Annotated in this window: 24 protein-coding genes; 13 read left to right on the top strand and 11 right to left on the bottom strand. The window is 58.6% G+C overall.

Translation table 11 applies throughout. The features are described from left to right. Nucleotides 1-70 precede the first annotated feature (70 nt). The 3 genes from ACTJKV_RS13225 to guaA all read left to right on the top strand — a co-directional run bounded on the left by ACTJKV_RS13225 (nucleotide 71) and on the right by guaA (nucleotide 2,817). Nucleotides 71-529, top strand: a complete 459-nt coding sequence (locus ACTJKV_RS13225; RefSeq protein WP_062423657.1) for a PaaI family thioesterase — start codon at nucleotides 71-73, stop codon at nucleotides 527-529. Next, nucleotides 519-1,157 (top strand): 5'-methylthioadenosine/S-adenosylhomocysteine nucleosidase, encoded by a 639-nt coding sequence (locus ACTJKV_RS13220; RefSeq protein ID WP_440598838.1) that lies wholly within the window; start codon nucleotides 519-521, stop codon nucleotides 1,155-1,157. The genes ACTJKV_RS13225 and ACTJKV_RS13220 overlap by 11 nt, the downstream gene beginning before the upstream one ends. Nucleotides 1,158-1,239: 82 nt before the next feature. Then, entirely contained in the window at nucleotides 1,240-2,817 is a 1,578-nt protein-coding gene (gene guaA / locus ACTJKV_RS13215) for a glutamine-hydrolyzing GMP synthase (protein ID WP_062423655.1), read from the top strand. Between the two features lie 207 nt (nucleotides 2,818-3,024). Here the strand turns inward: guaA and ACTJKV_RS13210 are convergent, their stop codons facing one another. Together ACTJKV_RS13210 and ACTJKV_RS13205 are read right to left on the bottom strand one after the other, a co-directional pair. Continuing rightward, the gene (locus ACTJKV_RS13210; RefSeq protein ID WP_111847282.1) at nucleotides 3,025-3,813 is read right to left on the bottom strand and encodes an SDR family oxidoreductase; all 789 of its coding nucleotides are present in this window, start codon (nucleotides 3,811-3,813) and stop codon (nucleotides 3,025-3,027) included. Then, entirely contained in the window at nucleotides 3,810-4,139 is a 330-nt protein-coding gene (locus tag ACTJKV_RS13205; RefSeq protein ID WP_111847281.1) for a nuclear transport factor 2 family protein, read from the bottom strand. Before ACTJKV_RS13205 ends, ACTJKV_RS13210 begins: the two co-directional genes overlap by 4 nt. 96 nt (nucleotides 4,140-4,235) lie before the next feature. Here ACTJKV_RS13205 and ACTJKV_RS13200 point away from each other — a divergent pair, with 96 nt between their 5' ends. The 3 genes from ACTJKV_RS13200 to ACTJKV_RS13190 all read left to right on the top strand — a co-directional run bounded on the left by ACTJKV_RS13200 (nucleotide 4,236) and on the right by ACTJKV_RS13190 (nucleotide 6,616). After that, the gene (locus ACTJKV_RS13200; RefSeq protein ID WP_111847280.1) at nucleotides 4,236-5,147 is read left to right on the top strand and encodes a LysR family transcriptional regulator; all 912 of its coding nucleotides are present in this window, start codon (nucleotides 4,236-4,238) and stop codon (nucleotides 5,145-5,147) included. 152 nt (nucleotides 5,148-5,299) lie between these two features. After that, on the top strand, nucleotides 5,300-6,127 hold the full coding sequence (locus tag ACTJKV_RS13195; RefSeq protein WP_440598837.1) for a DUF1206 domain-containing protein: 828 nt from the start codon (nucleotides 5,300-5,302) through the stop codon (nucleotides 6,125-6,127). A gap of 54 nt (nucleotides 6,128-6,181) precedes the next feature. Beyond that, the gene (locus ACTJKV_RS13190) at nucleotides 6,182-6,616 is read left to right on the top strand and encodes a pyridoxamine 5'-phosphate oxidase family protein (RefSeq protein WP_111847278.1); all 435 of its coding nucleotides are present in this window, start codon (nucleotides 6,182-6,184) and stop codon (nucleotides 6,614-6,616) included. A gap of 319 nt (nucleotides 6,617-6,935) precedes the next feature. Here the strand turns inward: ACTJKV_RS13190 and ACTJKV_RS13185 are convergent, their stop codons facing one another. Further along, nucleotides 6,936-7,712: an IclR family transcriptional regulator gene (locus ACTJKV_RS13185; RefSeq protein WP_111847277.1), complete on the bottom strand. Its 777-nt coding sequence runs from the start codon at nucleotides 7,710-7,712 to the stop codon at nucleotides 6,936-6,938. 89 nt (nucleotides 7,713-7,801) lie between these two features. Between ACTJKV_RS13185 and ACTJKV_RS13180 the strand changes: the two genes are divergently transcribed. From ACTJKV_RS13180 to attM, 3 genes are read left to right on the top strand one after another with little or no spacing between them, the layout of a single operon-like run. Then, nucleotides 7,802-9,256, top strand: coding sequence for an NAD-dependent succinate-semialdehyde dehydrogenase (locus ACTJKV_RS13180; protein ID WP_440598836.1), 1,455 nt, complete (start codon nucleotides 7,802-7,804; stop codon nucleotides 9,254-9,256). 20 nt (nucleotides 9,257-9,276) lie between these two features. Next, nucleotides 9,277-10,437 carry an iron-containing alcohol dehydrogenase gene (locus tag ACTJKV_RS13175; protein WP_111847275.1) on the top strand — a complete coding sequence of 387 codons (1,161 nt, stop codon included), beginning with the start codon at nucleotides 9,277-9,279 and terminating at the stop codon, nucleotides 10,435-10,437. Between the two features lie 44 nt (nucleotides 10,438-10,481). Next, nucleotides 10,482-11,273 (top strand): AttM family quorum-quenching N-acyl homoserine lactonase, encoded by a 792-nt coding sequence (gene attM / locus ACTJKV_RS13170; RefSeq protein WP_062423647.1) that lies wholly within the window; start codon nucleotides 10,482-10,484, stop codon nucleotides 11,271-11,273. 153 nt (nucleotides 11,274-11,426) lie between these two features. Here the strand turns inward: attM and ACTJKV_RS13165 are convergent, their stop codons facing one another. Continuing rightward, nucleotides 11,427-11,594 (bottom strand): hypothetical protein, encoded by a 168-nt coding sequence (locus ACTJKV_RS13165; protein WP_165457025.1) that lies wholly within the window; start codon nucleotides 11,592-11,594, stop codon nucleotides 11,427-11,429. 192 nt (nucleotides 11,595-11,786) lie between these two features. Here ACTJKV_RS13165 and ACTJKV_RS13160 point away from each other — a divergent pair, with 192 nt between their 5' ends. The 4 genes from ACTJKV_RS13160 to ACTJKV_RS13145 all read left to right on the top strand — a co-directional run bounded on the left by ACTJKV_RS13160 (nucleotide 11,787) and on the right by ACTJKV_RS13145 (nucleotide 16,209). Beyond that, nucleotides 11,787-12,137 carry an ArsC family reductase gene (locus tag ACTJKV_RS13160; protein WP_440598835.1) on the top strand — a complete coding sequence of 117 codons (351 nt, stop codon included), beginning with the start codon at nucleotides 11,787-11,789 and terminating at the stop codon, nucleotides 12,135-12,137. A gap of 5 nt (nucleotides 12,138-12,142) precedes the next feature. Continuing rightward, nucleotides 12,143-12,619, top strand: coding sequence for a Cys-tRNA(Pro) deacylase (gene ybaK, locus ACTJKV_RS13155; protein WP_440598834.1), 477 nt, complete (start codon nucleotides 12,143-12,145; stop codon nucleotides 12,617-12,619). A gap of 85 nt (nucleotides 12,620-12,704) precedes the next feature. Beyond that, the gene (locus tag ACTJKV_RS13150) at nucleotides 12,705-13,943 is read left to right on the top strand and encodes an aminopeptidase (protein ID WP_440598833.1); all 1,239 of its coding nucleotides are present in this window, start codon (nucleotides 12,705-12,707) and stop codon (nucleotides 13,941-13,943) included. Nucleotides 13,944-14,322: 379 nt separating this feature from the next. Then, entirely contained in the window at nucleotides 14,323-16,209 is a 1,887-nt protein-coding gene (locus ACTJKV_RS13145) for an MFS transporter (protein ID WP_440598832.1), read from the top strand. A gap of 71 nt (nucleotides 16,210-16,280) precedes the next feature. Here the strand turns inward: ACTJKV_RS13145 and ACTJKV_RS13140 are convergent, their stop codons facing one another. From ACTJKV_RS13140 to ACTJKV_RS13110, 7 genes are all read right to left on the bottom strand, one after another. Continuing rightward, nucleotides 16,281-17,690, bottom strand: a complete 1,410-nt coding sequence (locus ACTJKV_RS13140; protein WP_440598978.1) for a mannitol dehydrogenase family protein — start codon at nucleotides 17,688-17,690, stop codon at nucleotides 16,281-16,283. Continuing rightward, nucleotides 17,690-18,886, bottom strand: coding sequence for a mannonate dehydratase (gene uxuA, locus ACTJKV_RS13135; RefSeq protein WP_440598831.1), 1,197 nt, complete (start codon nucleotides 18,884-18,886; stop codon nucleotides 17,690-17,692). The genes ACTJKV_RS13140 and uxuA overlap by 1 nt, the downstream gene beginning before the upstream one ends. A gap of 18 nt (nucleotides 18,887-18,904) precedes the next feature. Next, nucleotides 18,905-19,954 carry an L-idonate 5-dehydrogenase gene (locus tag ACTJKV_RS13130; RefSeq protein WP_440598830.1) on the bottom strand — a complete coding sequence of 350 codons (1,050 nt, stop codon included), beginning with the start codon at nucleotides 19,952-19,954 and terminating at the stop codon, nucleotides 18,905-18,907. 72 nt (nucleotides 19,955-20,026) lie between these two features. Beyond that, nucleotides 20,027-21,433 carry a TRAP transporter large permease gene (locus tag ACTJKV_RS13125; RefSeq protein ID WP_062600371.1) on the bottom strand — a complete coding sequence of 469 codons (1,407 nt, stop codon included), beginning with the start codon at nucleotides 21,431-21,433 and terminating at the stop codon, nucleotides 20,027-20,029. 1 nt (nucleotide 21,434) lies between these two features. After that, entirely contained in the window at nucleotides 21,435-22,010 is a 576-nt protein-coding gene (locus ACTJKV_RS13120; protein WP_440598829.1) for a TRAP transporter small permease, read from the bottom strand. Between the two features lie 112 nt (nucleotides 22,011-22,122). Then, nucleotides 22,123-23,097 carry a sialic acid TRAP transporter substrate-binding protein SiaP gene (locus ACTJKV_RS13115; RefSeq protein WP_440598828.1) on the bottom strand — a complete coding sequence of 325 codons (975 nt, stop codon included), beginning with the start codon at nucleotides 23,095-23,097 and terminating at the stop codon, nucleotides 22,123-22,125. Nucleotides 23,098-23,173: 76 nt separating this feature from the next. Further along, nucleotides 23,174-23,872 carry a FadR/GntR family transcriptional regulator gene (locus ACTJKV_RS13110; protein WP_440598827.1) on the bottom strand — a complete coding sequence of 233 codons (699 nt, stop codon included), beginning with the start codon at nucleotides 23,870-23,872 and terminating at the stop codon, nucleotides 23,174-23,176. Nucleotides 23,873-23,931 lie beyond the last annotated feature (59 nt).

The raw sequence follows: 23,931 nt of genomic DNA, 5'->3' as shown, positions 1-23,931 counted from the left end.
GATCAGCCACCCTTGTCTTGCGCGTGAACGGACGCCATGTCATTTTTGCGTAAAAATGAAAGGCAGGGGAATGGCATTCACCGATCCTGGCGATTTTCGCCAGCGCATTGAAAAGAGCTTTGCACGTCAGGGCGTCGTACAGGCGATCAAAGCCGAGCTCTCGCGTATCGAGCACAGGCTGGTCGAAATCGAACTGCCCTTTCATCCCAAGCTCACCCAGCAACACGGCATCTTGCATGCTGGCGTCATCGCCGCAGCGCTCGACACCGCCTGCACCTATGCCGCCTACACCATCGTAGAGCCTGAAGCGTCTCTTTTGACGATCGAGTTCAAGGTCAATCTCATGTCTCCGGGGCGTGGTGAGCGTTTTCTCTTCCGCGGCGAAATCACCAAGCCCGGCAGCAACATCATCGTTGCCGACGGGCGCGCCTATGCGATCTCCGACGGACCAGCCAAACTGATCGCCTCGATGACCGGTACGATGATGGTTCTCAAGGGCCGCGAAGGGTTCAACGAAAATGAGCTATGAAATGGTCGATATCGACGGCAAGCGCCTTCTCTTCGTCATGGCGGCAGATGCCGAGTATGGCCCGCATCTGAAGGCCCGCTTCCGGCCGCTGATGACCGGCGTTGGCCCGGTAGAGGCCGCCGTCTCCTTGACCGCGACACTGAGCGACCTTAACGGCCAGGCGCGCCTGCCGCATCTCGTCGTTTCGCTCGGTTCCGCCGGTTCGCGCACACTGGAACAGGCGGACGTCTATCAGGCGGCGAGCGTCTCGTACCGCGATATGGACGCTTCAGCCTTCGGCTTCGAAAGAGGGCGCACGCCCTTTCTCTATCTCCCGGCAGAGGTGCCGCTCCCATTCATCATCCCGCAGATCCCCACTGCCCGGGTTTCGACCGGCGCAAACGTCGTATCCGGAAGTGCCTACGAGGCGATCGACGCCGACTTGGTGGAGATGGAGACCTTCGCGGTTCTGCGGGCCTGCCAGCGTTTCGGCGTTCCGCTGATCGGCTTGCGCGGCATCTCCGATGGCAAGGCGGACGTCCACCATATCGGTGATTGGACCGAATATCTGCACGTCATCGACGAGAGGCTGGCAGAGGCCGTCGACAGGCTGAAGGACGCCATAAAGGCTGGAGAGATTCCGCTCTAAAGCTTGCACTGAAGCCCATTTTCTGGCTTTTCAAGGCATCTGCCGGGTTGCCTTACGCCCGGCAATTCTTTAAAGGCTCGCCATGACCCAGATAGCCCATCCCGACAGCATCCTCATCATCGATTTCGGCAGCCAGGTGACGCAGCTGATTGCGCGCCGTATCCGCGAAGCCGGGGTCTATTGCGAAATTCACCCGTTCCAGAACGCCGCCGAGGCATTCGAGAAGATGCAGCCGAAGGGCGTCATCTTCTCCGGCGGCCCCGCATCTGTCACGGCAGAGGGAAGCCCGCGCGCACCGCAGGCGGTGTTCGATGCAGGCATCCCGATCCTCGGCATCTGCTATGGCCAGCAGACACTCTGCACCCAGCTGGGCGGCACGGTCGAAGGCGGCCATGCGGCGGAATTCGGCAGAGCCGATATCGAGATCAAGAAGGCAAGCCCGCTCTTCGACGGTTTCTGGGAGCTCGGCGGCCGTTACCCGGTCTGGATGAGCCACGGAGACCGCGTCACACAATTGCCGGCCGGTTTCGAAGTGGCGGCGACGTCCGAGAACGCCCCCTTCGCCATCGCAGTCAATGAAGAGCGCCGTTATTACACCACCATGTTCCACCCGGAAGTGGTTCACACGCCGGATGGCGCAAAGCTGCTTTCCAACTTCGTTCACAAGATCGTCGGTCTGAAATCCGACTGGACGATGGCCGCCTATCGCGCCGAGATGATCCGCAAGATCCGCGAGCAGGTCGGCGATGGCCGCGTGCTTTGCGCGCTTTCCGGCGGCGTCGATTCCTCGGTTGCAGCGATCCTCATCCATGAGGCCATCGGCGACCAGCTGACCTGCGTTTACGTCGATCATGGCCTGATGCGTCTTGCTGAAAGCGAGCAGGTCGTCGGCATGTTCCGCGATCATTACAACATCCCGCTCGTCCATGTGGATGCCTCCGACCTTTTCCTCACTGAACTGGCTGGCGTTTCCGATCCCGAAGTCAAGCGCAAGACCATCGGTCGCCTGTTCATCGAAACCTTCGAAGCCGAAGCTGCCAAGATCGCAGCCGACGGGAAGGGTGCTCCGGCGTTTCTGGCGCAGGGCACGCTCTATCCTGACGTCATCGAAAGTGTGTCCTTCTCTGGCGGCCCGTCCGTCACGATCAAGAGCCACCACAATGTCGGCGGGCTTCCCGAGCGCATGAACATGAAGCTGGTCGAACCGCTTCGTGAATTGTTCAAGGACGAAGTCCGCGCTCTTGGCCGCGAACTCGGCCTGCCGGAAAGCTTTATCGGACGTCACCCCTTCCCGGGCCCAGGTCTGGCGATCCGTTGCCCCGGCGTCGTGACGCGCGAGAAGCTCGATATTCTGCGCAAGGCGGATGCGATCTATCTCGACGAAATTCGCAAGGCTGGTCTCTATGACACCATCTGGCAGGCCTTTGCGGTTCTGCTGCCGGTTCAGACCGTGGGTGTTATGGGTGACTACCGCACCTATGACTTCGTCTGCGCATTGCGCGCGGTCACCTCAGTCGACGGCATGACGGCGGATTTCTACCCTTACGACATGAACTTCCTCGGTCGTGCGGCCACCCGCATCATCAACGAGGTCAAGGGCATCAACCGCGTGGTCTATGATGTGACGTCGAAGCCACCCGGCACGATCGAGTGGGAATGATCGCGCTCCCGCTGTAAACTGGCAGCAAGTTGCGAGAAAATACTGAAAGCCCGCTTATTGCGGGCTTTCAGCTTTTTAAAACAGGCCGATTGATGCAACGTTTACGCGATACAATGAACCGATAGGCTGTCCTCACGCTGCTGGTCAGTACCTTGCGGTCAATCACCTCGTGAAAGCCCTCTCGCCGCGAAGGGTTTGCGGGCCGCTTCAGACTGTCTTGATCGTACCGCCATCGATGACAAACTCGGCACCGTGGATCGCAGCGGCCCGGTCGGAGGCAAGGTAGGCAATAAGGTCGGCAACCTCTTCGGGTTCGGCTCCGCGCCCGATCGAGATCCCGCCCAGCGCATCGAGCACGGACTGACGCGCGTCTTCGATCGTGCCGCCATTGGCATTGCGCAGCATGTCGAGGAAGTCGCCAGCGGCATCGGTCATGATCCAGCCGGGAGAGACGGAATTGACCCGCACACCTTTGGGCCCGAGTTCTTTCGAAATCGACTTGCTGTAGGTTCTCAGCGCCGCTTTCGCAGCGGCATAGGCTGTCGTGGATTCCGGCAGCGGCAGCACGGACTGGATGGAGGTAACGTGCACGACGGTGCCCTTACCGCGCTCCAGCATCTGAGGGATCAACAGTCGGTCGAGCCGGACCGTTGCCAGCAGGTTGAGGTTCAGTTCGGCAAGCCAGTGCTCATCCGTCAGCGCAGCGAAGCCGCCCGCCGGCGAAGCAGAGCCACCGATAACATGGGCAAGAATGTCGATACCGCCGAGCCGCTCGATTGCCGCCTTGGCCACCGCTTCGCTACCCTCAGCAGTGGTCAGGTCCGCCTGAACATATTCGACGCCTTCAATCGGATCCTTGATCGTGCGGGCAGCCGTAACGACGCGAGCGCCGCCGGCGAGGAAGCGTTTCACCGTGGCGCGGCCGAGACCCTTGGTACCGCCGCTGACGAGCACACGCTTGCCGGCAAATTCATGGGGAAGTACCTGGACACTCATATCGTGGTCTCCAGGGTCTTGATGGCATTGTGCGCCAGCGTAAATCGATAGGTGAAGCGGAGGGGGCTGCCGGGGAAGTCTCCGTGAGCTGGACCTTCGAGAACAATGTCGCCGTTTTCCTTCCGAACAGTATCGGGCTCGAAGATCGCTTTGACCGCGATCGCTTCATCCTCAAGGAGCTGGCGGATTTTGGCTGGGCCTACGTAACGCTTACCGTTATCTATGAAGACGGCATCATTCGTGAATTGCTTCATCATGCCTTCCAGATCGAGACGCGCATTTGCCTCGATGTAATCGGCAATCGGTTGAGGTAGGTTCAGTGACATGATCATCTCCTTCTAAGTGATGCGGCTAATTTAGCGCTGGACTTTTCTCCCGATAAGCGAGATGAAACCGCATGAGGTGTAACGGAAATCGGGACAATGGCGCGCCACTCTCTCATTGAACTTGAGGCGGTCTTGGCCATTGTTCGGTGCGGTTCGTTTCGAGCAGCGGCTCTCGAACTCGGCATGTCGACCACGGCGATCAGCAGCGCTGTCGGCAAGCTTGAGCGGGAGCTTGCCGTTCGTTTGTTCAATCGCACCACGCGCAGCGTCTCGCTCACCTATGCGGGACGCATCTTCGTTGCACAGATCAAGCCGGCGCTCGAAAACATCCAGAAGGCGATGAACACGGCACGCTCCCAGCAGGAGACACCGTCCGGTACGTTGCGCATCAATACTTTCGCGACGGCGGCTCGCGAGATCATGGCGCCGCTGGTCCTGAACTATCTGCAGCGCTATCCCCAGGTGCATATCGACATCGTGACTGAGGGGCGGCTCGTCGACGTCGTAGCGGCGGGCTTCGATCTGGCAGTGCGCAGCGCCGATCTCGTGCCCAGCGATGCGATCGCAATACCGCTGGGCCAGATGCGACGCATGGCCGTTGTCGCATCTCCTGCCTTCTTCCAAAACCAGGCTGTCCCCCAAGTGCCGCAGGATCTGCTCAACCACCCCTGCGTTCGCGCCAGGCTTCCGGATGGCACATTGCTCCGGTGGCGGTTCGAGAAGGGTGGCGAAGGTCTGCAACTCGACGTCGATGGGCCGATCACGCTCGACGAAGCCTCTCTGGCGCGGATCGCGGTGACGAGCGGTTTAGGGATCGGCTATTTCATGGAAATGGATGTCCGCGAAGACATCGCTGCAGGACGGCTTGTGCGCATCCTCGATGACTGGACGCCGCCGCTCGTACCGCTGTGCCTCTATTATTATAATCGGCGCAATTCCTCGGCTGCCTTCCAGGCCTTCATCGCATTGGCGCGCGACTATGCCGCCGGACGGCTCGCGCAGCCCTGAGCTTTTATCTCGGCAGTCGCTGAAAATCGGTCTCGGAGGCCCCATCTCTGCGAAAAGGTGACGACGACGTCGGGACTTTTTTTACTCCCGGCTCAACCATTCATCCGCGCGGCGCGTTAGGGATCCATTGTTCCCAGCACCGCGGTCCCGTCATGCCCTCAACCTTTCGATTCGATCTGCTCGCCAAGAGTGGTTACGCCGCACGCGGTATCGTCTTCATGCTCGTTGGCGGGCTGGCGCTGCTGTCCGGTGTCTCCGGTGAGAAAGCCGAAACGAAGTCGGCACTCTCAACGCTTCTGAACCAGCCGTTCGGACGCATCTGGGTGGGCGCCATCGGCATCGGGCTTCTGGGTTTTGTGTGCTGGCGGTTGGCGCAAGCCATTGCCGATACGGACGATCACGGCACCAGTGCAAAAGGACTTGTCATTCGTACTGCTCTCATCGGAAGTGCGATTACCTATTTGGGTCTTGCCGGCTTTGCGCTTGGCCATAGCTTTCTTGCCGGTGGTGGCAATGAAGGATCTGGCGAGAAAGATCTTGCTCAATGGATCATCTCCCAGCCTTTTGGATCTTATCTGCTGATTGTGGTTGGAGCGGGGTTCGTCATCGGCGGCGGTGTCACTGCTGCGAAGGGACTGACGCGAAAGTTCGAGCGTTATCTCCGCATCCCGGATCAAAACGCAGTCGCTACCTGGATCTGTATCTACGGCCTCGTCGCGCGCGGCCTGGTGTTTGCCATCATCGGCATCCTGTTTGTCATGGCGGGAATGAAGGTCGATCCGCAGGAGGCTGGCAGTATGGGCGATGCGATGCAGTGGCTGAGGCAGATGCCATTCGGCAGCGCTCTTTACATCTGCGTTGCAGCAGGGCTTGCCGCCTTCGGCATATACAATCTGATTGAGGCCCGCTACCGGACGATCCCGAGCCCTTCCTTAAGCGCAGTAACGCAATCCGTGCGCTCCGCTTTGCCCGGGCGATGACAGCGACGTTCCAAGACATTCTGATGATCCAACGCTCAAGAAAAGGAGCCTTCCATGGCCAGCAAGACAATCGAAGACATTGCTTCAACGATGAAGAAGATCGACTTCTGCATGATGGCAACGCACGGCTCATCCGGCGCCATCACCAACCGCCCGATGAGCAATAATGGCGATGTCGCTTATGATGGCGATTCCTGGTTTTTCTCGATGAAGGACACCCACAAGGTCTCCCACATCAATCGCAATTCTCAGGTGACGCTTTCCTTCACCGAGCCGCCAAGCCTGCTTGGCAAACCCGGCATGTTCATTTCGATCGAGGGCGCTGCAGAGCTCATCGAGGACAAGGCCGCCTTCGAGCGCCACTGGGTGTCCGACCTCGATCGCTGGTTCACAGAAGGCGTCGACACCCCCGGTTTAGTCCTGATCAAGGTGCGTGGCGTTCGCGTGCAATATTGGGACGGGGAAGAGAACGGCACGATCGAACTCTAGAGCGCCGTGCGTCCTATCGGACGCACAAAGGACGCTCTATCTTTTTTGATCTACGCATCGTGCTTTCCGAAAGTCGATTCCGATTTTCGGGATGGCGCTGTGACGGGGCTAGCGAACTTTCAGATTCGCTCCGTATGCTGTGAGTTCTTCTCCTGCCGTATGTCGTTATCGCAAAGCCGTCACGCAGTTTTGCGCGACATGCGCCAGGCTGGAATCGCGTAGAACTCGGCGGATGGATTGACGATAGTGGGTCTGATCACAACCGCCCCTGCTTTGAGCCCCGTTATTTCACATTCGGTCGACCGTCGAATCAACATCTTCAGGCTCCGCCAAGCCCTTCTGACATTCCCTTTGCGATCACCTGCAATTGCGATCCGAGTTCGGATATTCTGTCGTCGCTTGCTTCGCTGCGCAACATACTGATCGCAATTCCTGCAACCGCGGAACCCGAGTGATCTCGAAGTGCTGCCCCAATACAGATCATCCCCTCACGGATTTGCCCATCGTCAATAGAAAAGCCACGTTCTCGCGTGAGCTCAAGCTCCTTCTCCAGCTCTTCGACGGTGCGGACGCTGCGTTGCGTCAGGGGCTTGGGAAAATCGGCCAGCAGATGATCGAGTTCTTCACGTTTAAGATCCGACAACAGTATCTTGCCAGTGGCAGTAAACGGTGCCGCCAGTCTCATGCCGATGCGGAATGTCTGGCCTAAAGGCTGATCTGAGTTACGACAGCCAACATAGACGACCTCTGCGCCTTCGCGTACCGTCAGCGTAACAGTGTAGGGGTCAAGTTTCCGGTCCCGTGCAAGCACTTCCTGAAATGTCGTGACGATGTCGAGCTGCGACAAAAAGGCGTTCGCCCATCTGAGTGGATGAGGTCCAATCTTCAACGTTCCATCCGGCGATCTCGCCACAAGATCGAGCTCACTCATCACCGCCAGGAGTCCGTGGGCCGTGCTCTTCGGCAGACCAAGTGCGCGGGCGATTTCAGCAGCCGTCAGATTTTTGCCAGAGGTGAGAATATCGAGAATGCCAACTGCCCGGCGCAGGGCCGGTACCGTTTGCGCGGACGAAGAGTCGGGCTCGTCATTTTGCATTTCGTCTCCTTGACAGGATCGGCAACAGCGATCATAGTTCAATACACGGACCACGGTTCAATTAGATGAACTTATCTGGAGATCGCACAGTGCTCAAGTTGAGAAATCCTTGCCTTCTTACAGATGCATGTTTGATCAACGGAAAATGGATTCAATCGGATAGTTCCCAAACGATCAAGGTTGAAAATCCGGCGACCGGGAAGGTCATCGCTGAAGTTCCGTCACTGACATCCAGCCAGGTAGCGCACGCTGTCGAGGCAGCTGAACAGGCTTTGGTCGGTTGGAGAACCCGCTCCGCCAAGGAGCGCGCATCCATACTGAGGCGCTGGTTCGATCTGATGGTGGCAAACGCCGACGATCTCGCAGCGCTGATGACGGCAGAACAGGGCAAGCCGCTCGCCGAAGCCAAGGGTGAAGCGCTCTATGCCGCCTCCTTCGTGGAGTGGTTTGCAGAGGAAGCAAAACGGGTCTACGGCGAAACCATTCCTGCGCCCACCACCGACAAACGCATCACCATCCTAAAACAGCCGATCGGTGTTTGCGCTGCCATCACGCCCTGGAATTTTCCGGCGGCGATGATCACCCGCAAGGCCGCGCCAGCGCTTGCCGCAGGCTGCACGATGATCGTCAAACCTGCAGAGCAGACGCCGCTTACAGCATTGGCGCTTGGCGTTCTTGCTGAGGAAGCCGGCATTCCCGCCGGTGTGCTGCAGGTGGTGACAGGCGAGGCACGGGAGATCGGAAAGATCTTTACCGAAAGCGACACGGTGAGGAAGATATCCTTCACCGGATCGACCGAGGTTGGACGCGTTCTAATGGCGCAATCGGCCCCGACAATCAAGAAACTCTCTCTCGAACTTGGCGGCAACGCACCGTTCATCGTCTTTGACGATGCCAATATCGATGCGGCAGTCGAAGGCGCGATTGCATCGAAGTATCGTAATGCCGGGCAGACATGCGTGTGCAGCAATCGCATCTATGTCCAGTCAGCAATCTTCGACATCTTTGCGCAGAAATTGGCCACAAAAGTGAACGCGATGAAGGTCGGCATTGGTACCGAAGAGGGCGTGACGATCGGTCCGTTGATCGACGAGGACGCTGTCAAGAAGGTCGAGGAACATGTGGCCGACGCTCTGGCGAAAGGTGCTGCTATCATCACTGGCGGCGGACGACACGCACTTGGCGGCACCTTCTTCGAGCCGACCGTTATTGCGGGCGCGACAAAGACCATGAGGGTCGCGCGCGAGGAGACGTTTGGACCGGTTGCGCCACTTTTTCGCTTCGAGACGGAAGAAGAGGCGATTGCCATGGCCAACGACACCGAGTTTGGTCTGGCGGCGTATTTCTACACCGAAAACTTCAGCCGCACATGGCGCGTCGCGGAAGCGCTGGATTACGGCATGGTCGGTCACAACACCGGCCTGATCTCCAACGAGGTTGCCCCCTTCGGTGGCGTCAAGCAATCCGGCCTTGGCCGAGAGGGCTCCCACTTCGGCATCGATGAATATCTTGAAATCAAATATCTCTGCTCGGCTCTAAGCTGAGACGTGATTGGGAGGATACTATGACCATCAATCCGTTCGAGTTTCGAACCGTCCCCTCCATGCAGGTCGCCTGGGGCGGGGCAGCAAAGCTCGGTGAAATTCTGGCTGGCCGTTTCGTACAGCGAAAAGCGCTTCTGATAACCGACAGCGGTCTGGTGAAGGCAGGGCTTATCCAACCGATTGCCGAGGCGCTGTCTGTCAGCGGCTTTTCCGTCGAGACCTTCGACAGGGTGGTTGCCGATCCGCCCGAACATGTGGTTGCGGAATGCGTCGCCTCCGCCAAAGCCTTCGGCGCGGATATCGTCATCGGTCTTGGCGGCGGTTCGTCGCTCGATATCGCGAAGCTTGTGGCTGTGCTTCTGGTTTCCGATCAGTCACTCTCGGACATGTACGGCATCGGCAACGTCAAGGGTTCGCGTGCGCCTCTGGTACTGGTTCCGACCACGGCCGGAACGGGCTCCGAGGTCACCAATATCTCGATCATCACCACCGGCGAGACCACCAAGATGGGCGTAGTTTCGCCTCAGCTTTATGCGGATTTCGTGCTGCTTGACGCAGAGTTGACGGTGGGCCTGCCGCAAGTCCACACCGCTGCCACCGGCATCGATGCAATGGTTCACGCGATCGAAGCCTATACCAGCAAGCACAAGAAAAACCCGCTCTCCGATTGTCTGGCGCGCGAAGCCCTGCGTCTCCTGGGAGACAATCTGGTCGCAGCCTGCAAGGATGGCAAAAACCGTCACGCAAGAGAAGCCATGTTGCTCGGCGCCACGCTGGCCGGTCAAGCCTTCGCCAACTCGCCGGTAGCGGCCGTGCATGCTCTCGCTTATCCGCTTGGCGGACACTACCACATTCCCCACGGCCTCTCTAACGCTCTCATGCTCGGCCCCATCCTTCGTTTTAACGCCGCTGCAGCAGCACCGCTTTATGCGGAGCTTGCCGACGTATTGAAGGTGCCGGGCGAAGGTGACGCGACCACGCGATCCACCGCATTCGTTCAGCACATGGAAAAGCTGATGGACGAGAGCGGTGCGCCGCGCCGTTTGAGAGATGTCGGCGTTACCGACAACAGCCTCGCAATGTTGGCGGCGGACGCCATGAAGCAGACGCGTCTGCTCGTCAACAACCCCGTCGAGGTGCGCGAGGAGGATGCGCTGGCGCTTTATCGGGAAGCGTTCTGATCACACAAACCATTCAGCAATCTACTCTCAGGGAGGAAACGTTTATGACCGATATCAGGCTTTATATGCTTCAATCCGGAACCTTGAAGTGCAAGGTGCACAACATCAAGATGAACCAGGGAGACGGCGCGGACTACGAAATTCCCGTTCCTTTCTTCCTGATCACCCATCCGGACGGGCATACGGTCATCGATGGCGGCAACGCGATCGAAGTGGCAACCGACCCGCGCGGCCATTGGGGCGGCGTGTGCGATGTCTATTGGCCGGTTCTGGACAAGGATCAGGGCTGCGTCGATCAGATAAAGGCGCTCGGCTTCGACCCTGCTGACGTCAAATACGTCGTCCAGTCCCACTTGCATCTCGATCACACTGGCGCCATCGGTCGCTTTCCCAATGCCACCCATATCGTCCAACGCCGGGAGTATGAATACGCCTTCACGCCGGACTGGTTTGCGGCAGGCGGCTATATCCGAAAGGACTTCGATAAGCCGGGCCTGAAATGGCAGTTCCTCAACGGCGCGGATGACGATCTCTACGACATCTACGGCGATGGCACCCTTACGACCATATTCACCCCCGGACACGCTCCGGGCCACCAGTCCTTCCTGGTGCGAGTGCCGGATAGCAAGCCGTTGCTGCTCACCATCGACGCTGCCTACACGCTCGATCACTGGGAAGAAAAGGCATTGCCAGGCTTCCTCGCCTCCACTGTGGACACCGTGCGTTCCGTACAGAAACTCAGAACAATTGCCGATAAGACAGATGCGATCGTGGTGACGGGGCATGACCCCGACGCTTGGTCGACCTTCAAAAAAGCTCCCGAATATTACGGCTGATATGCCGTTCTCATCGGCGGCGAGGCTCCATCCACGTCGAAAAGGTTGAACTCAGTTTCAAAAACAGAAAAACCGGGCTCTGCATCAAGCAGAGCTCGGTTTTTTTTGATTGAGCTTTACGGTGCGCAGCCCTTTAAGGCGCGCGACTGAATGTTACAGCTGAACCTTGTCGAAAGCCTTGGGATCGATGCCAAGCGCATCGAGATCAGAACCGGCAGGCTTGCGATGGGCACGCACAGCGGCGGAAACCGAAACGGCGGCGCCGAAAACAGCAAGGGTTTCACTGAAAAACTTACGCGATGTCTTTGCAACCGAACGCATTTCTTTCTCCTTTTGGGTTGACCTGAATATGGGTAAATCCACCCGTTTCTACAACTCGTGATATAGCGGGGGAGCCATGCGGCAGAGCTCGAACTCCTTCGGATGACAGCTACGGCAAATTTGCATGGGTGATGGCGCTTTGACTACGGCCCCGATTTTGTTAATCCGTGGAGAGAAAGGGAGATTGAGAGCATGGCGACGGTCATTTACGGCATCAAGAACTGCGACACGATGAAGAAGGCGCGCAGTTGGCTGGAAGCGCACGGCATCGACGCCGCCTTTCATGACTACAAGACGCAAGGCATCGATCGCGCCCATCTGGAAGCTTGGTGCGAGGCGGCGGGATGGGAAACCGTTCTGAACCGGGCGGGGACCACTTTCAAGAAACTGGACGATACGCAGAAGGCCGATCTGACCCAAGAGAAGGCGATCGGGCTCATGCTGGAGCAACCGTCGATGATCAAGCGCCCGGTCCTGGAAAGCGACGGCGAGATCACTGTCGGCTTCAAGCCTGATACCTACGCTTCGATTTTCGGCAAGTAGGCTCCATGTCCAAGACGACCCGTGCAACGCAGATGCTAACCAAGGCCGGCGTGGCTTTTACCACCGTATCCTATGAGTACGATCCGAATGCCGAGCGCATCGGTCTTCAGGCAGCCGAGTCCATTGGCGAGCCGCCGCATCTGGTGCTGAAGACGCTGATGGCCGAGGTGGACGGCAGGGCCGTCTGTGTTGCCGTCCCTTCCGACCGGGAAGTCAGCATGAAGAAGCTGGCGGCAGCCTTTGGTGGAAAGTCCGCCCATATGATGAAGCCGGCCGATGCCGAGCGGGCAACCGGTTACCATGTGGGCGGCATCAGCCCCTTCGGGCAGAAGAAACTGGTTCCCACAGCGATCGAGGTTCAGTCGATGGAACATGCATACGTCTATATGAATGGCGGCCAGCGCGGGCTGCAGGTACGCCTTTCGCCCCAAGATGCGCTCGCTACTTTGAAGGCGAAGGCTGCCCCGCTTGTCGCAGACTGAGCATTGCCGTCTGGGAAGGTGGTTGGCTTTCCCGATGGATGGTCTATTGTCCAAACCCATTCAAGCAGACATGTGAAGGCAGATCATGAGCGTTTCTCCTATCGATCCCGTCAAACTCGAAAAGCTGGCCGAAGTCGCCGTCAAGATTGGACTTCAGCTCCAGAAGGATCAGGATCTGGTGATCACGGCGCCGCTGGCGGCCTTGCCGCTGGTCCGTTTCTTGACCAAGCACGCCTATATGGCAGGCAGCGGCCTGGTCACCACTTTCTATTCCGATGAGGAAACGACGCTGGCGCGCTATCGCCATGCAAGTGACGCCAATTTCGACAAGGCGTCCGGCTGGCTCTACGAAGGCATGGCAAAGGCTTACGCCAACGGCGCAGCAAGACTGGCAATTTCCGGCGACAACCCCATGCTTTTGTCTGAACAGGACCCGACCAAAGTCGCGCGCGCCAACAAGGCCAATTCCACGGCCTACAAGCCGGCACTTGAGAAGATTTCCAACTTCGACATCAACTGGAACATCATCTCCTACCCCAACCCATCCTGGGCCAAGCAGGTCTTCCCGGATGTCAGCGAAGACGACGCCGTTCGTAAGCTCGCGGATGCGATCTTCGCAGCATCGCGTGTGGATGTCGCCGATCCGGTGGCAGCCTGGGTCGAGCACAATGCCAATCTTGCCAAGCGCTCCAAGTGGCTGAATGGGGAGCATTTCGCCTCGCTGCGCTTCACAGGCCCCGGCACTGATGTCACCATCGGCCTTGCAGACGGCCATGAATGGCACGGCGGCGCCTCCATGGCGAAGAACGGTGTCACCTGCAATCCGAACATCCCGACCGAGGAAGTTTTCACCACACCCCATGCGCTGCGCGTGGACGGTTATGTCTCCAGCACCAAGCCGCTCTCCCATCAGGGCACGCTGATCGACAATATCCAGGTGAAGTTCGAGGCCGGCCGCATCGTCGAAGCCAAAGCCTCGAAGGGCGAATCGGTGCTGAACAAGGTGCTCGATACAGACGAGGGTGCGCGGCGCCTCGGCGAAGTGGCGCTGGTGCCGCATTCCTCGCCGATTTCGGCAAGCGGCATTCTCTTCTACAACACGTTGTTCGACGAAAACGCCTCGTGCCATATCGCGCTCGGCCAGTGCTACTCCAAGTGCTTCATCGACGGGGCGACGCTCAGCCAGGATCAGATCAAGGCGCAAGGCGGCAATTCCAGTCTGATCCACATCGACTGGATGATCGGCTCCGACAAGGTCGATATCGACGGCATCAAGCCAGATGGCTCCGTCGTGCCCGTTATGCGCAAGGGTGAGTGGGCCTGATCTCGGCACGGGCCCTCTAGAGCGCCGTGCTTCCTTTTGGACGCACGGCGCTCCACGTTTTGAATCGGCGCACCGTGCTTTGCGAAAATCGAGTCCGATTTTCGGGCCGATGCTGCAGGATGAGAGGCCCGGCCCGCCACCGCGGCAGAGCGATTGGCGACAGCGATCGTAACGGATCGCCGCTCGTACCTGCTAATCGCTCTCGATCGCTTCTGAAGAGCGCGTGTCTATTAGACTAAAGTCATAAGCCAAAAGCATCGCTCTTCCTTTCGTTAAAATTCTGTCACTTTGGAATCAGGTGCATCGCGCCCGGAAGGGCCAGTTCGAGGGGAGTCGAGCTGTTGCGATGCGTCTTCTTGATTTCTGTGGAGGACAGCCAATGGCAAATATAGCAGCGACGGGCGTGGAAAAGGCCCGCCCCATGACGGGGGAGGAGAAGAAGGTCATTTTCGCCTCTTCTCTCGGTACGGTTTTTGAGTGGTACGACTTCTATCTCTATGGTTCGCTTGCCATCTATATCGGCGCGAACTTCTTCAGCCAGTATCCGGAAACGACGCGCAACATCTTCGCGCTGCTGGCCTTTGCGGCGGGCTTCCTCGTTCGTCCCTTCGGCGCTCTGGTCTTCGGCCGTCTCGGCGATATCGTCGGACGTAAATACACCTTCCTCATCACCATTCTGATCATGGGCTTCTCGACCTTTGTGGTCGGTATTCTGCCAGGTGCCGCACAGATCGGTATTGCAGCGCCTATCATCCTCATTCTGCTGCGCATGCTTCAAGGTCTGGCACTCGGCGGTGAGTACGGCGGTGCTGCGACCTATGTGGCAGAGCACGCGCCGAACGGCCGTCGCGGCTATTACACCTCGTGGATCCAAACCACCGCGACACTCGGACTCTTCCTGTCGCTGGTCGTCATTCTCGGCGTGCAGTTCAGCCTCGGCAAGGAAGCTTTCGCAGCCTGGGGCTGGCGCATTCCATTCCTGCTCTCCGTCATTCTGCTCGGCGTATCGGTCTGGATCCGCCTGAAAATGAATGAATCCCCTGCCTTTAAGAAGATGAAGGAGGAGGGCAAGACCTCCAAGGCCCCGCTCAGCGAAGCCTTCGGTCAATGGAAAAACGCCAAGATCGCCATCATCGCACTTCTCGGTGCGGTCGTCGGTCAGGCAGTCGTCTGGTACACGGGCCAGTTCTACGCCCTCTTCTTCCTCCAGAGCATTCTGAAGGTGGATGGCCAGTCAGCAAACATCATGGTCGCCTGCGCTCTTCTGCTCGGCACCGGCTTCTTCGTTCTCTTCGGTTGGCTCTCCGATAAGGTCGGCCGCAAGCCCATCATCATGGCTGGCCTCGTTCTGGCGATGCTGACCTACTTCCCGCTGTTTAAAGCGCTGACATGGGCGGGCAACCCAGCCCTTGCTGAGGCCCAAGCGACCGTTCGGGCAACAGTGACGGCTGCCCCCGGGGACTGCAAGTTCCAGTTCAACCCAACAGGCACGGCAAAGTTCACGACATCCTGCGATATCGCAACCTCGTTCCTGACCCGCAACTCCGTTCCTTATGATGTGGTGGAAGGTCCTGCGGGACAACCCGCCACCGTCAAGATCGGCAACACCACCGTAAACAGCTACGACGCTGTGGCAGCAGGTGCAGACGCAGCCGCCAAGGATCGCACTTTCCAGAAGCAGATCAACATTGCCCTGCATGACGGCGGTTATCCGCTGGTTCGTGGCGCCGCTCAGGTTCCAGCCGCAAAGCTCGACGCTTTTGTTGCTGCAAACCCTGAACTGGCGCTCAACGCCGATGCCATCCGGGCAACGCCTTCCAAAACCGTGCCGGTTGACAAGCTTGTCACCGACAAGCTTCTGACACCGGCGGAAGCCAGTGGCGCAACCGAGATGGCCGTCTATACGGTTCCGGGCGGCGGTGCCTTTAGCATGGTTGCCGATCCGGCAGCCGTGAACTGGGTGGTCATCATCGCGGTTCTGACCGTTCTCGTCATCTATGTGACGATGGTCTACGGCCCGATCGCAGCGCTTCTGGTCGAGCTCTTCCCGACCCGCATCCGCTACTCCGGCATGTCCCTGCCCTACCACATCGGTAACGGCTGGTTCGGCGGTTTGCTTCCTGCAACGGCGTTTGCGATGAGCGCTGCCAAGGGTGATATCTACTACGGCCTCTGGTACCCGATCGTCTTTGCCGGCATCACGCTTGTGATCGGCCTGCTCTTCCTGCCGGAAACGAAGGACCGCGACATCCACAAGATGGATTGAGGACCCCTCAGATCCAAAAGAAAACCCGGCGAGACGATCGCCGGGTTTTTTGTTGCTCGAGAATGGGAAGCTTAGGCCTTCAGGCCCTGCAATTCGGCATTGACGCGATCGCGCCAGGGGCGGTTCTGAACGAGTGCTGGCGGGAAAAGTCCGTCGATAGCGAATAAGGACGCCGACGGGTCGCTCGGATCGACATTGCCCGCGGCGACAAGGATTTCCTCGCGACGTGGATCGTCGAGATTTCCGCGCTTGTGGATCGAGGCGATCCAGAGCGCGATCACATAGGCAAACTCCGCAGCATCTTGGCCCGCCTCCAGCGTTTCCACGGTTGCCGCCAGAACACGCTGCGGCAGCTTCTGGCTGGTGTCCATGGCAATCTGAATATTCTTGTGCGCAATCGTCGGATTGGCAAAGCGCTCGACGAGCTCATCCATATAGGCAGGCAGGTCAATGCCCGGCACCGGATCGAGTGTCTTGACCGCTGCCTGCATGTGCCGCCTGACCTTCTCGACGAATTCCGGCACAGCCATCACGTCGCGCACGAACTCCAGGTCATTTATGATGCCAAGATGGGCAATCATCGTGTGCGGTCCGTTGAGCAGACGCAGCTTCATCTTCTCATAGGGTTCGACGGCCTTGGCGAAGACAACACCGCCCGCTTCCCAAGCGGGTCGACCAGAGACGAAATTCTCTTCGATGACCCACTGCATGAAAGGCTCTGTCTCGATCGACAGCGTGTCTTCAACGCCAAGAAGTGCTTCCGCCCTTGCGCGGCTCTCGGCCGTTGCCGCTGGAACGATACGGTCGACCATGCTGCACGGGAATGCACCATTTTCGGCAATCCAGCGCGCCAGTTCGGGATCGCGACGTTCCGCCATGTCGAGGACAAGGCGACGAACCACGTGACCGTTGGAGGGCAGGTTGTCGCAGCAGAGAACGGTATAAGGAGCGATCCCCTTCTCACGACGCTTCGCAAGACCCTCAACGAGGAAACCGACCGCACCGACCGGCGCGTGAGGATTGGCGAGATCGGCCGCGACGGAAGGATGCTTCAAATCCAGACCACCCGTGACGGGGTCAAGACCATAGGCCTTCTCGCTGACAGTCAGTGTGACGATCTTGATGGTTTCGTTGGCAAGATAGTCGAGCACATCCGTGCCGCGTTCTGCAGCGCAAAGCCAATCAACCGTGGCGCCGATGACTTCCGCCGTGTCGCCCTCTGCGTTACGAACGATGATCGAGTAGAGACCATCCTGCTCGGCAAGCGCTTCCACCGGATCAGGGGACCGTAGATTGACCGCAACGATGCCCCAGCCGCCGAACTGTTCCGACAAAGCCCGCTGCGTATAGACGGCCTGATGGGCGCGGTGGAAAGCGCCGAGCCCCATGTGGATGATGCCGGGCTGCAAATTCGCGCGGTCATAGGAAGGCTGTGCAATGACGTCAGGCAATAGGGTTGAAGAAGACAATCTGCTCATAATCAAATGATTCCATAGTTGGGATGAGAAAGGGTACGTTCGATACCGCGAAGTTCCGCGAGACCCTTCAGCCGGCCGATAGCCGGATAACCGGGCTGGGCGCCGCGGGTCACATCATCCAGGATTTCCTGTCCGTGATCCGGTCGCATGGGTATTTGATGATCGGAAAGACCGGCATCCAGGCGGCGCTTCTCTTCTGCGAGAAGGGCAGCAATCACCGCAACCATATCCGTTCCACCTTCCAGATGCTCGTCCTCAAAGAAGGAGCACGGCACGGTATCGGTGTCGCGGGTGACGTTGCGCAGGTGAACGAAGTGGATGCGATCGGCAAAGCGCTTGGCGATGAAAGGCAGGTCGTTATCCTGTCGCGCACCAAGAGAGCCGGTGCAAAGGGTCACGCCGTTCGCGCGGCTATCGACCGCTTTGAGCATATGTGCGTAATCTTCTTCCGTCGAGAGAATGCGCGGCAGACCGAGCAACGGCCACGGCGGGTCGTCGCCATGGGCGCAGAGATTGATGCCGACCTCTTCGGCCACCGGTACGACCTCGGAGAGAAAATCGATGAGATTCTGCTGCAGCCTTGCCCGATCGATACCATGATAGCTGCGCAACTTCTCCAGAAGCTGGTCGAGCGTGTAGCCATCGGCGGAGCCGGGAAGGCCAGCGCCGATGTTCCTGCCAAGTGCGGCAATCTTCGCGTCCGGCATATCGGCAAAGCGGCGTGCCGCCTCGTCCACCAGCCAATCGGGATAATCGGCAGCAGCGTTCGGGCGCTTGAGAATATGAATATCGAAAGCGGCAAAATCGGTCAGGTCGAAGCGCATTGCTCTCGCCCCGTGGCGGGTTTCCCATCTGAGATCGGTTCGCGTCCAATCGAGCACCGGCATAAAATTGTAGCAGACGGTGCGGATACCGCTCGCTGAGAGCCGGCGAAGCGTTTCCTGCCAGTTGGTGATGTGCTGCTTCCAGTTGCCCGTCTGGGTCTTGATGTCTTCCGACATCCAGACGCTTTCCACCACATCCCAATAAAGCCCGCCGGCCTTGATCTCCGCATGACGCTTCTGGATTTCCTCCACAGGCCAGGCATCGCCGGTTGGAATGTGATGCAACGCGCTGACGATGCCGACAGCACCGGCCTGTGCGGCGTCCTGAACCGTCACTCTGTCCACTGGTCCGAACCAGCGCCATGTATGTCTCATGATCCTATCCTCTGAATTTTAATTCTGGTCGCTGAAGGTGATCTGCACCTTGCAGGCCACCTGGCGGTCACCGGCCTGCTCGAAGGCCGCAACAGCCTGTTCAAGCGGAAAATGATGCGAAATGATCGGCCGCACATCGATGGCGCGGGACGAAATCAGCGAGACGGCCTCACCGAACTCTGCGTCGAAACGTTGCGACCCGCGCCAGTTGATTTCCTTACCCACCAGAAGGTTGAGCGGAATGGTAATGTCTCCCGTCACTCCCACCTGCACAAGGGTGCCGCGCGGCCTGATAGCACTAAAGGCGGATCGAAGCGCAGGCGCGGCGGCCGAGCAATCGAATACCACGTCGAAACTGCCCTTGTTTTCCTGATAAGGCGCTAGCGCCTCCGGGTTACTGGCAACGTTGATTGTTCCTGTCGCCCCCATGGCCGGTGCGCGGGCGATGGCAGCGTCTGTAAGGTCGGTCACGATGATTTCGGCCGCACCTGCGTGTCTTGCGGCGGCAACGGTCAGAAGCCCGATCGGCCCCGCTCCGGTGACGAGGACGTTTTTGCCGGAAAGATCGCCCGCTTGCGCAACGGCATGCAGGCAAACAGCCAGCGGTTCGGCACAGGCGGCCTCATGTGCGCTCACGCCCTCGGCGAGGGCAAAACATTGCTTCGCAGGTACGACCAGATGGTCGCGGAACATGCCCTGCTCATGCGGCAGTCGCATGGCGCTTCCCATGAAACGCATGTCGAGGCAATGGATGGGTTGTCCCTTGAGGCAATAAGCGCATTGGCCACAGGGCTGCGATGGATTGACGGCTACCAGCGCACCGATCGCAAGACCGCTGACACCCGCGCCGAGTTGCTCGACATAGCCTGAGGCTTCATGGCCGGAAATGATCGGCTCGCGCACCTGTACAGGCCCAAAACCGCCATCCTGATAATAATGCAGGTCCGATCCGCAGATGCCTCCGGATGCCATGCGCAGAAGGACTTCGCCCTCCCCCGGTGCGGAATATTCCTGCGTTTCGACCTTGAGGTCTCTTTTGCCGTAAAGACGCGCCACGCGTGTCAGCATTTCCAGTCGACTTTCCTTGTCGTGACAGAGGAGGTCCGCGCGAGCCTAAACCGCGCGGACCGATTTCATACCCTATCGGATCAGACCCATTTCCGTTGGTAGCCACAGCGTGATTGCCGGAATGAAGGTGATCAGGATCAGCGCCACGAAGAGCGGAACGAGCCAGGGCAGAATGGCAATCGTCGTGCGCTCCACCGAAAGCTTCGCCACACGGGACAGAACGAAGAGCACCATGCCGAGTGGCGGATGCAGGAGACCGATCATCAGGTTCAACGTCATGATCAGACCGAAATGCACCGGATCGATATGGAACTGCAAGACCAGCGGCAACAGGATCGGCACGAGAATGGTGATGGCCGCAATCGTGTCAAGGAAGCAACCGACGAACAGCATTAACAGGTTGACCAGCAGGAGGAAGATCCATTTGCTGTCGGTCAGCGTCAGGATCGCTGCCGAGAGCAGTTGGGCCGCCTGGCTGACAGTCAGGAGCCATGCAAAGACCGAAGCCGCCGCCACGATGAATAGAACCGATGCCGTGGTTTCGATCGTGTCGAAGGTCGCCTTCGCCAGCGTCTTGAACGTCATCGTGCGATAACGAACAAGACCGAGGAAGAGCGACCAGAGCACGGCCGCGACCGCCGCTTCCGTCGGCGTGAACCAGCCCATCGTCATGCCGCCGATGAGAATGACCGGCGTCATCAGCGCCATCACGGCGGAGAAGTCGAAGTACCAGTCGCAGAAGATCAGCACGGCCAGCACGATCAGGATGGAGAGGTTCAGCGACATGCCAAATAGCGTCAACACATAGATGCTGGCGGGAACGAGCATGACGATGAAGACTTCCAGCGAGGCACCGAAGATGGTGCGCAGGCTGAAGGGCGTGTCTGAACCCCATTGCTTGACATAGGCGAAGACCGCAACAGTGATCATCATCAACAACGTCATGACGACACCGGGCACGATGCCCGCCATGAACAACGCCCCGATGGAAACGTTGGCCATCATCCCGTAAATGACGAAGGGCAAGGAAGGCGGGAAGATGGGCCCAAGCGTTGCCGAAGCGGCGGTGACGCCGACAGCGGCTTCCACCGGATAGCCGTGATCCTTCATCGCCTTGATTTCGATAGTGCCGATGCCGGCAGCATCTGCCAGGGCCGTGCCGGACATGCCGGAGAAGATCACCGAGCCGATGATGTTGACCTGTGCCAGGCCACCCTTCATCCAGCCGACGAGGGCCACGGCGAAGGAGTAGATGCGCCCCGTCACGCCGGCAGAGTTCATCAGGTTTCCGGCCAGGATGAAGAACGGGACCGCGAGAAGCGGAAAGCTTTCAACGCCCGCGATCATGCGTTGCGCCGCGATGATATCCGGCGCGACATTATAGAAGACGATGTAGAGCAGCGACGACGTCGCCATGGAGATAGCCACCGGCAGGCCGACGACCATCAGAAGGAGGAAAGAACCGATCAGCAGCAGCATCTCAAATCTCCTCGCTCGACTGGAATTCTTCCGGTCGCTCGAGAACCGAATAGCCGCGACGCTGATTGGCCACGAAGACCTGGATCGCGCGCAGGAACATCAGCACGAAGGCGCCGAAGACAGTGTAGAAAACGATATTACGTGGCAGCGCCACGGTGACCATTTCCTCATCCGCAACGATCTCCAGATAACGCCACATCAGCCATGAGCCGTAGGCGAAAAAACCGATGCGGATGATATCGACCGCGATCGCCATGATGCGTGTCAGATGCGGTGGAAGGTAGTGATAGAGAACATCGACCTGGATATGGCGCGACATGCGCACGCACATGACCGAGCCAAGGAAGACGACCCCGATCAGGCAGTTGACGGCGATTTCTTCGGTCCAGGCATAGCTGTCATTGAGAACGTAACGGGTGAAGAACTGGAGGAAGACGCATCCCGTCATCATCCAGAACAGGGCGAGCGTCAGCCAGTCTTCGAAGGCATAAACGGAAAGGTCGGTATCGGGCGGTGCCTCGTCAAAAGTATGGGCAAGCTCCTCGGGCGTAACCTGAGTATGGATTTCCTGCGTCATTGAATTGTTCCGGTTGGAGCATCGGCGCGAGCAGCAGTTTCGAGATGCGCTCACCTGCCGGTGCTGAAAACGAGAAGGGTGGCGCGGAGACGAGCTCCGCGCCAGGCGCAATTTACTGGATGGCGCGGATCGCTTCCCAATCGGTCTTGTTGTATCCGAAGTCTTCGAACTTCACCTTGTCGAGCACGTTCTTTTCGAAGTCGGCCTTGTCGACTTCCGTCACCGTCAGGCCACGCTTCTTGAAGTCGTCCACGAGCGCCACTTCACGCTCTTCGATGATCTTCGTCGTCTTGGTGGCAGCCTCCTGCATCACGTCGACGAAGATTTTCTTGTCTTCGTCAGACAGGCTCGCCCAGCGCGACTTGGAGATCACCGTATTGAGATGGTCGACGATATGGCCGGTCAGAACGATGTTCTTCTGCACTTCGAAGAACTTCTTTGCTTCGATGGTCGTCAGCGGATTTTCCTGCGCGTCGACCGTGCCGTTTTGCAGCGCGAGGTAGACTTCGGCAAAAGCGATTGGCGTGGTGTTGGCGCCGCAGGCGCGCGGCATGGCAAGATAGGCCGGCACATCCGGAACGCGCATCTTCACGCCGTTCAAGTCACTGCACTTTTCGATCGGCTTGTTCGATGTCGTGTGACGCGTACCGTAATAGCTGACCGCCGTGATGACGTTGCCGGTCTTGTCCTCGTAACCCTTGGCAAGACGCTTGAAGACATCGCTCTTGGTGTAGGCGATCAGGTGCTCCGGATTGCGGAAGATGTAAGGGAAGTAGGTGACGCCAATTGGCTTGGAATCGCGCGCTGCAAAGCTCGAACCGGAAATGATGATATCGACCGTGCCGAGTTTCAGGCCCTGGTTGATATCGGCTTCCTTGCCGAGCTGGGATGCCGGGAACACGTCGATCTTGTAGCGACCCTCCGTGCGCTTCTCGATCTCCTTCGCCGCCCATACCGATTCCGTGTGGAACGGTTCTGTGGTCTCGTAAACATGGGCCCATTTGAGCACGGTTTGCGCCTGCGCAGACAGCGCAGAGGCCATGATGATGGCTGTGGCACCCAGCAGGCTTCTCAATCTGAACGTCATTTCTGTCTCCTCCCGAAATAGTGTCAGATGTTGCTTCTCTACCGCCGCGCCGAACGCGGCAGCACCTTACCTCCCCTCAAGCCTCCTCTCCGAAGCTTTGAGAAAATCTCTTTTGCGACTGGCTGAGATGTCGCTGCATGGCAGCTTTCGCCGCCTCCGGATCGTTTGCGGCAATTGCATCACGGATCACCACATGCTCCTCAAGCGCCAGGCGCCAGGTCCGCGGCCCTTCGAAATGGCTGGCAAGACGCTCGAAGTAAGGCGTCATGCGGCGGTCGAAGATATGTCCGGTGAAGCGATGGAGTGTGACATTGCCGATGATGTCGGCGATCGCCAGATGAAACGCCCGGTCGTGAACCAGCATCTTCACCGCGTCGCCGATGGCATCTTCCATCCGCTTCAAATTCCCATCCAGCAGAGCGACATGCGAGGCATTGGCGCGCTTTGCCGCCTCTTCAGCAATGCCACCTTCAATGATGCTGCGCGCCTGGAGAATTTCGAAAGGCCCGTCGCTGTCGTCCGCAGGCAAGATCGAGTGCGCTTTCGGACGTTGGCTTACATAGACCCCTGAGCCCATGCGGATCTGGATGTAGCCTTCAACTTCCAGCACGATCAACGCTTCGCGAACGGTCGGCCTTGATACGGCAAAGCGTTCGGCAAGATCGCGTTCTGCCGGAAGCTTGGCTCCGTCCGCGATTTCTCCTGCCTCTATCAACGTCCTGATCTGATCCGCCACCTGCCTGTGGAGGCGACGCGGCTCAAGCGCCACAAACATGATATCCCCTCCCGCTGCGGCATCTGGTAAAGTGGTCTTACCAATCATCTCCATTAAGG

The organism is Agrobacterium sp. 22117 (genome assembly GCF_052045735.1).
GTDB lineage: Bacteria > Pseudomonadota > Alphaproteobacteria > Rhizobiales > Rhizobiaceae > Agrobacterium > Agrobacterium cavarae.
Note: the sequence above shows the minus strand (reverse complement) of the source record. Positions and strands in the feature narration are given on the sequence as shown.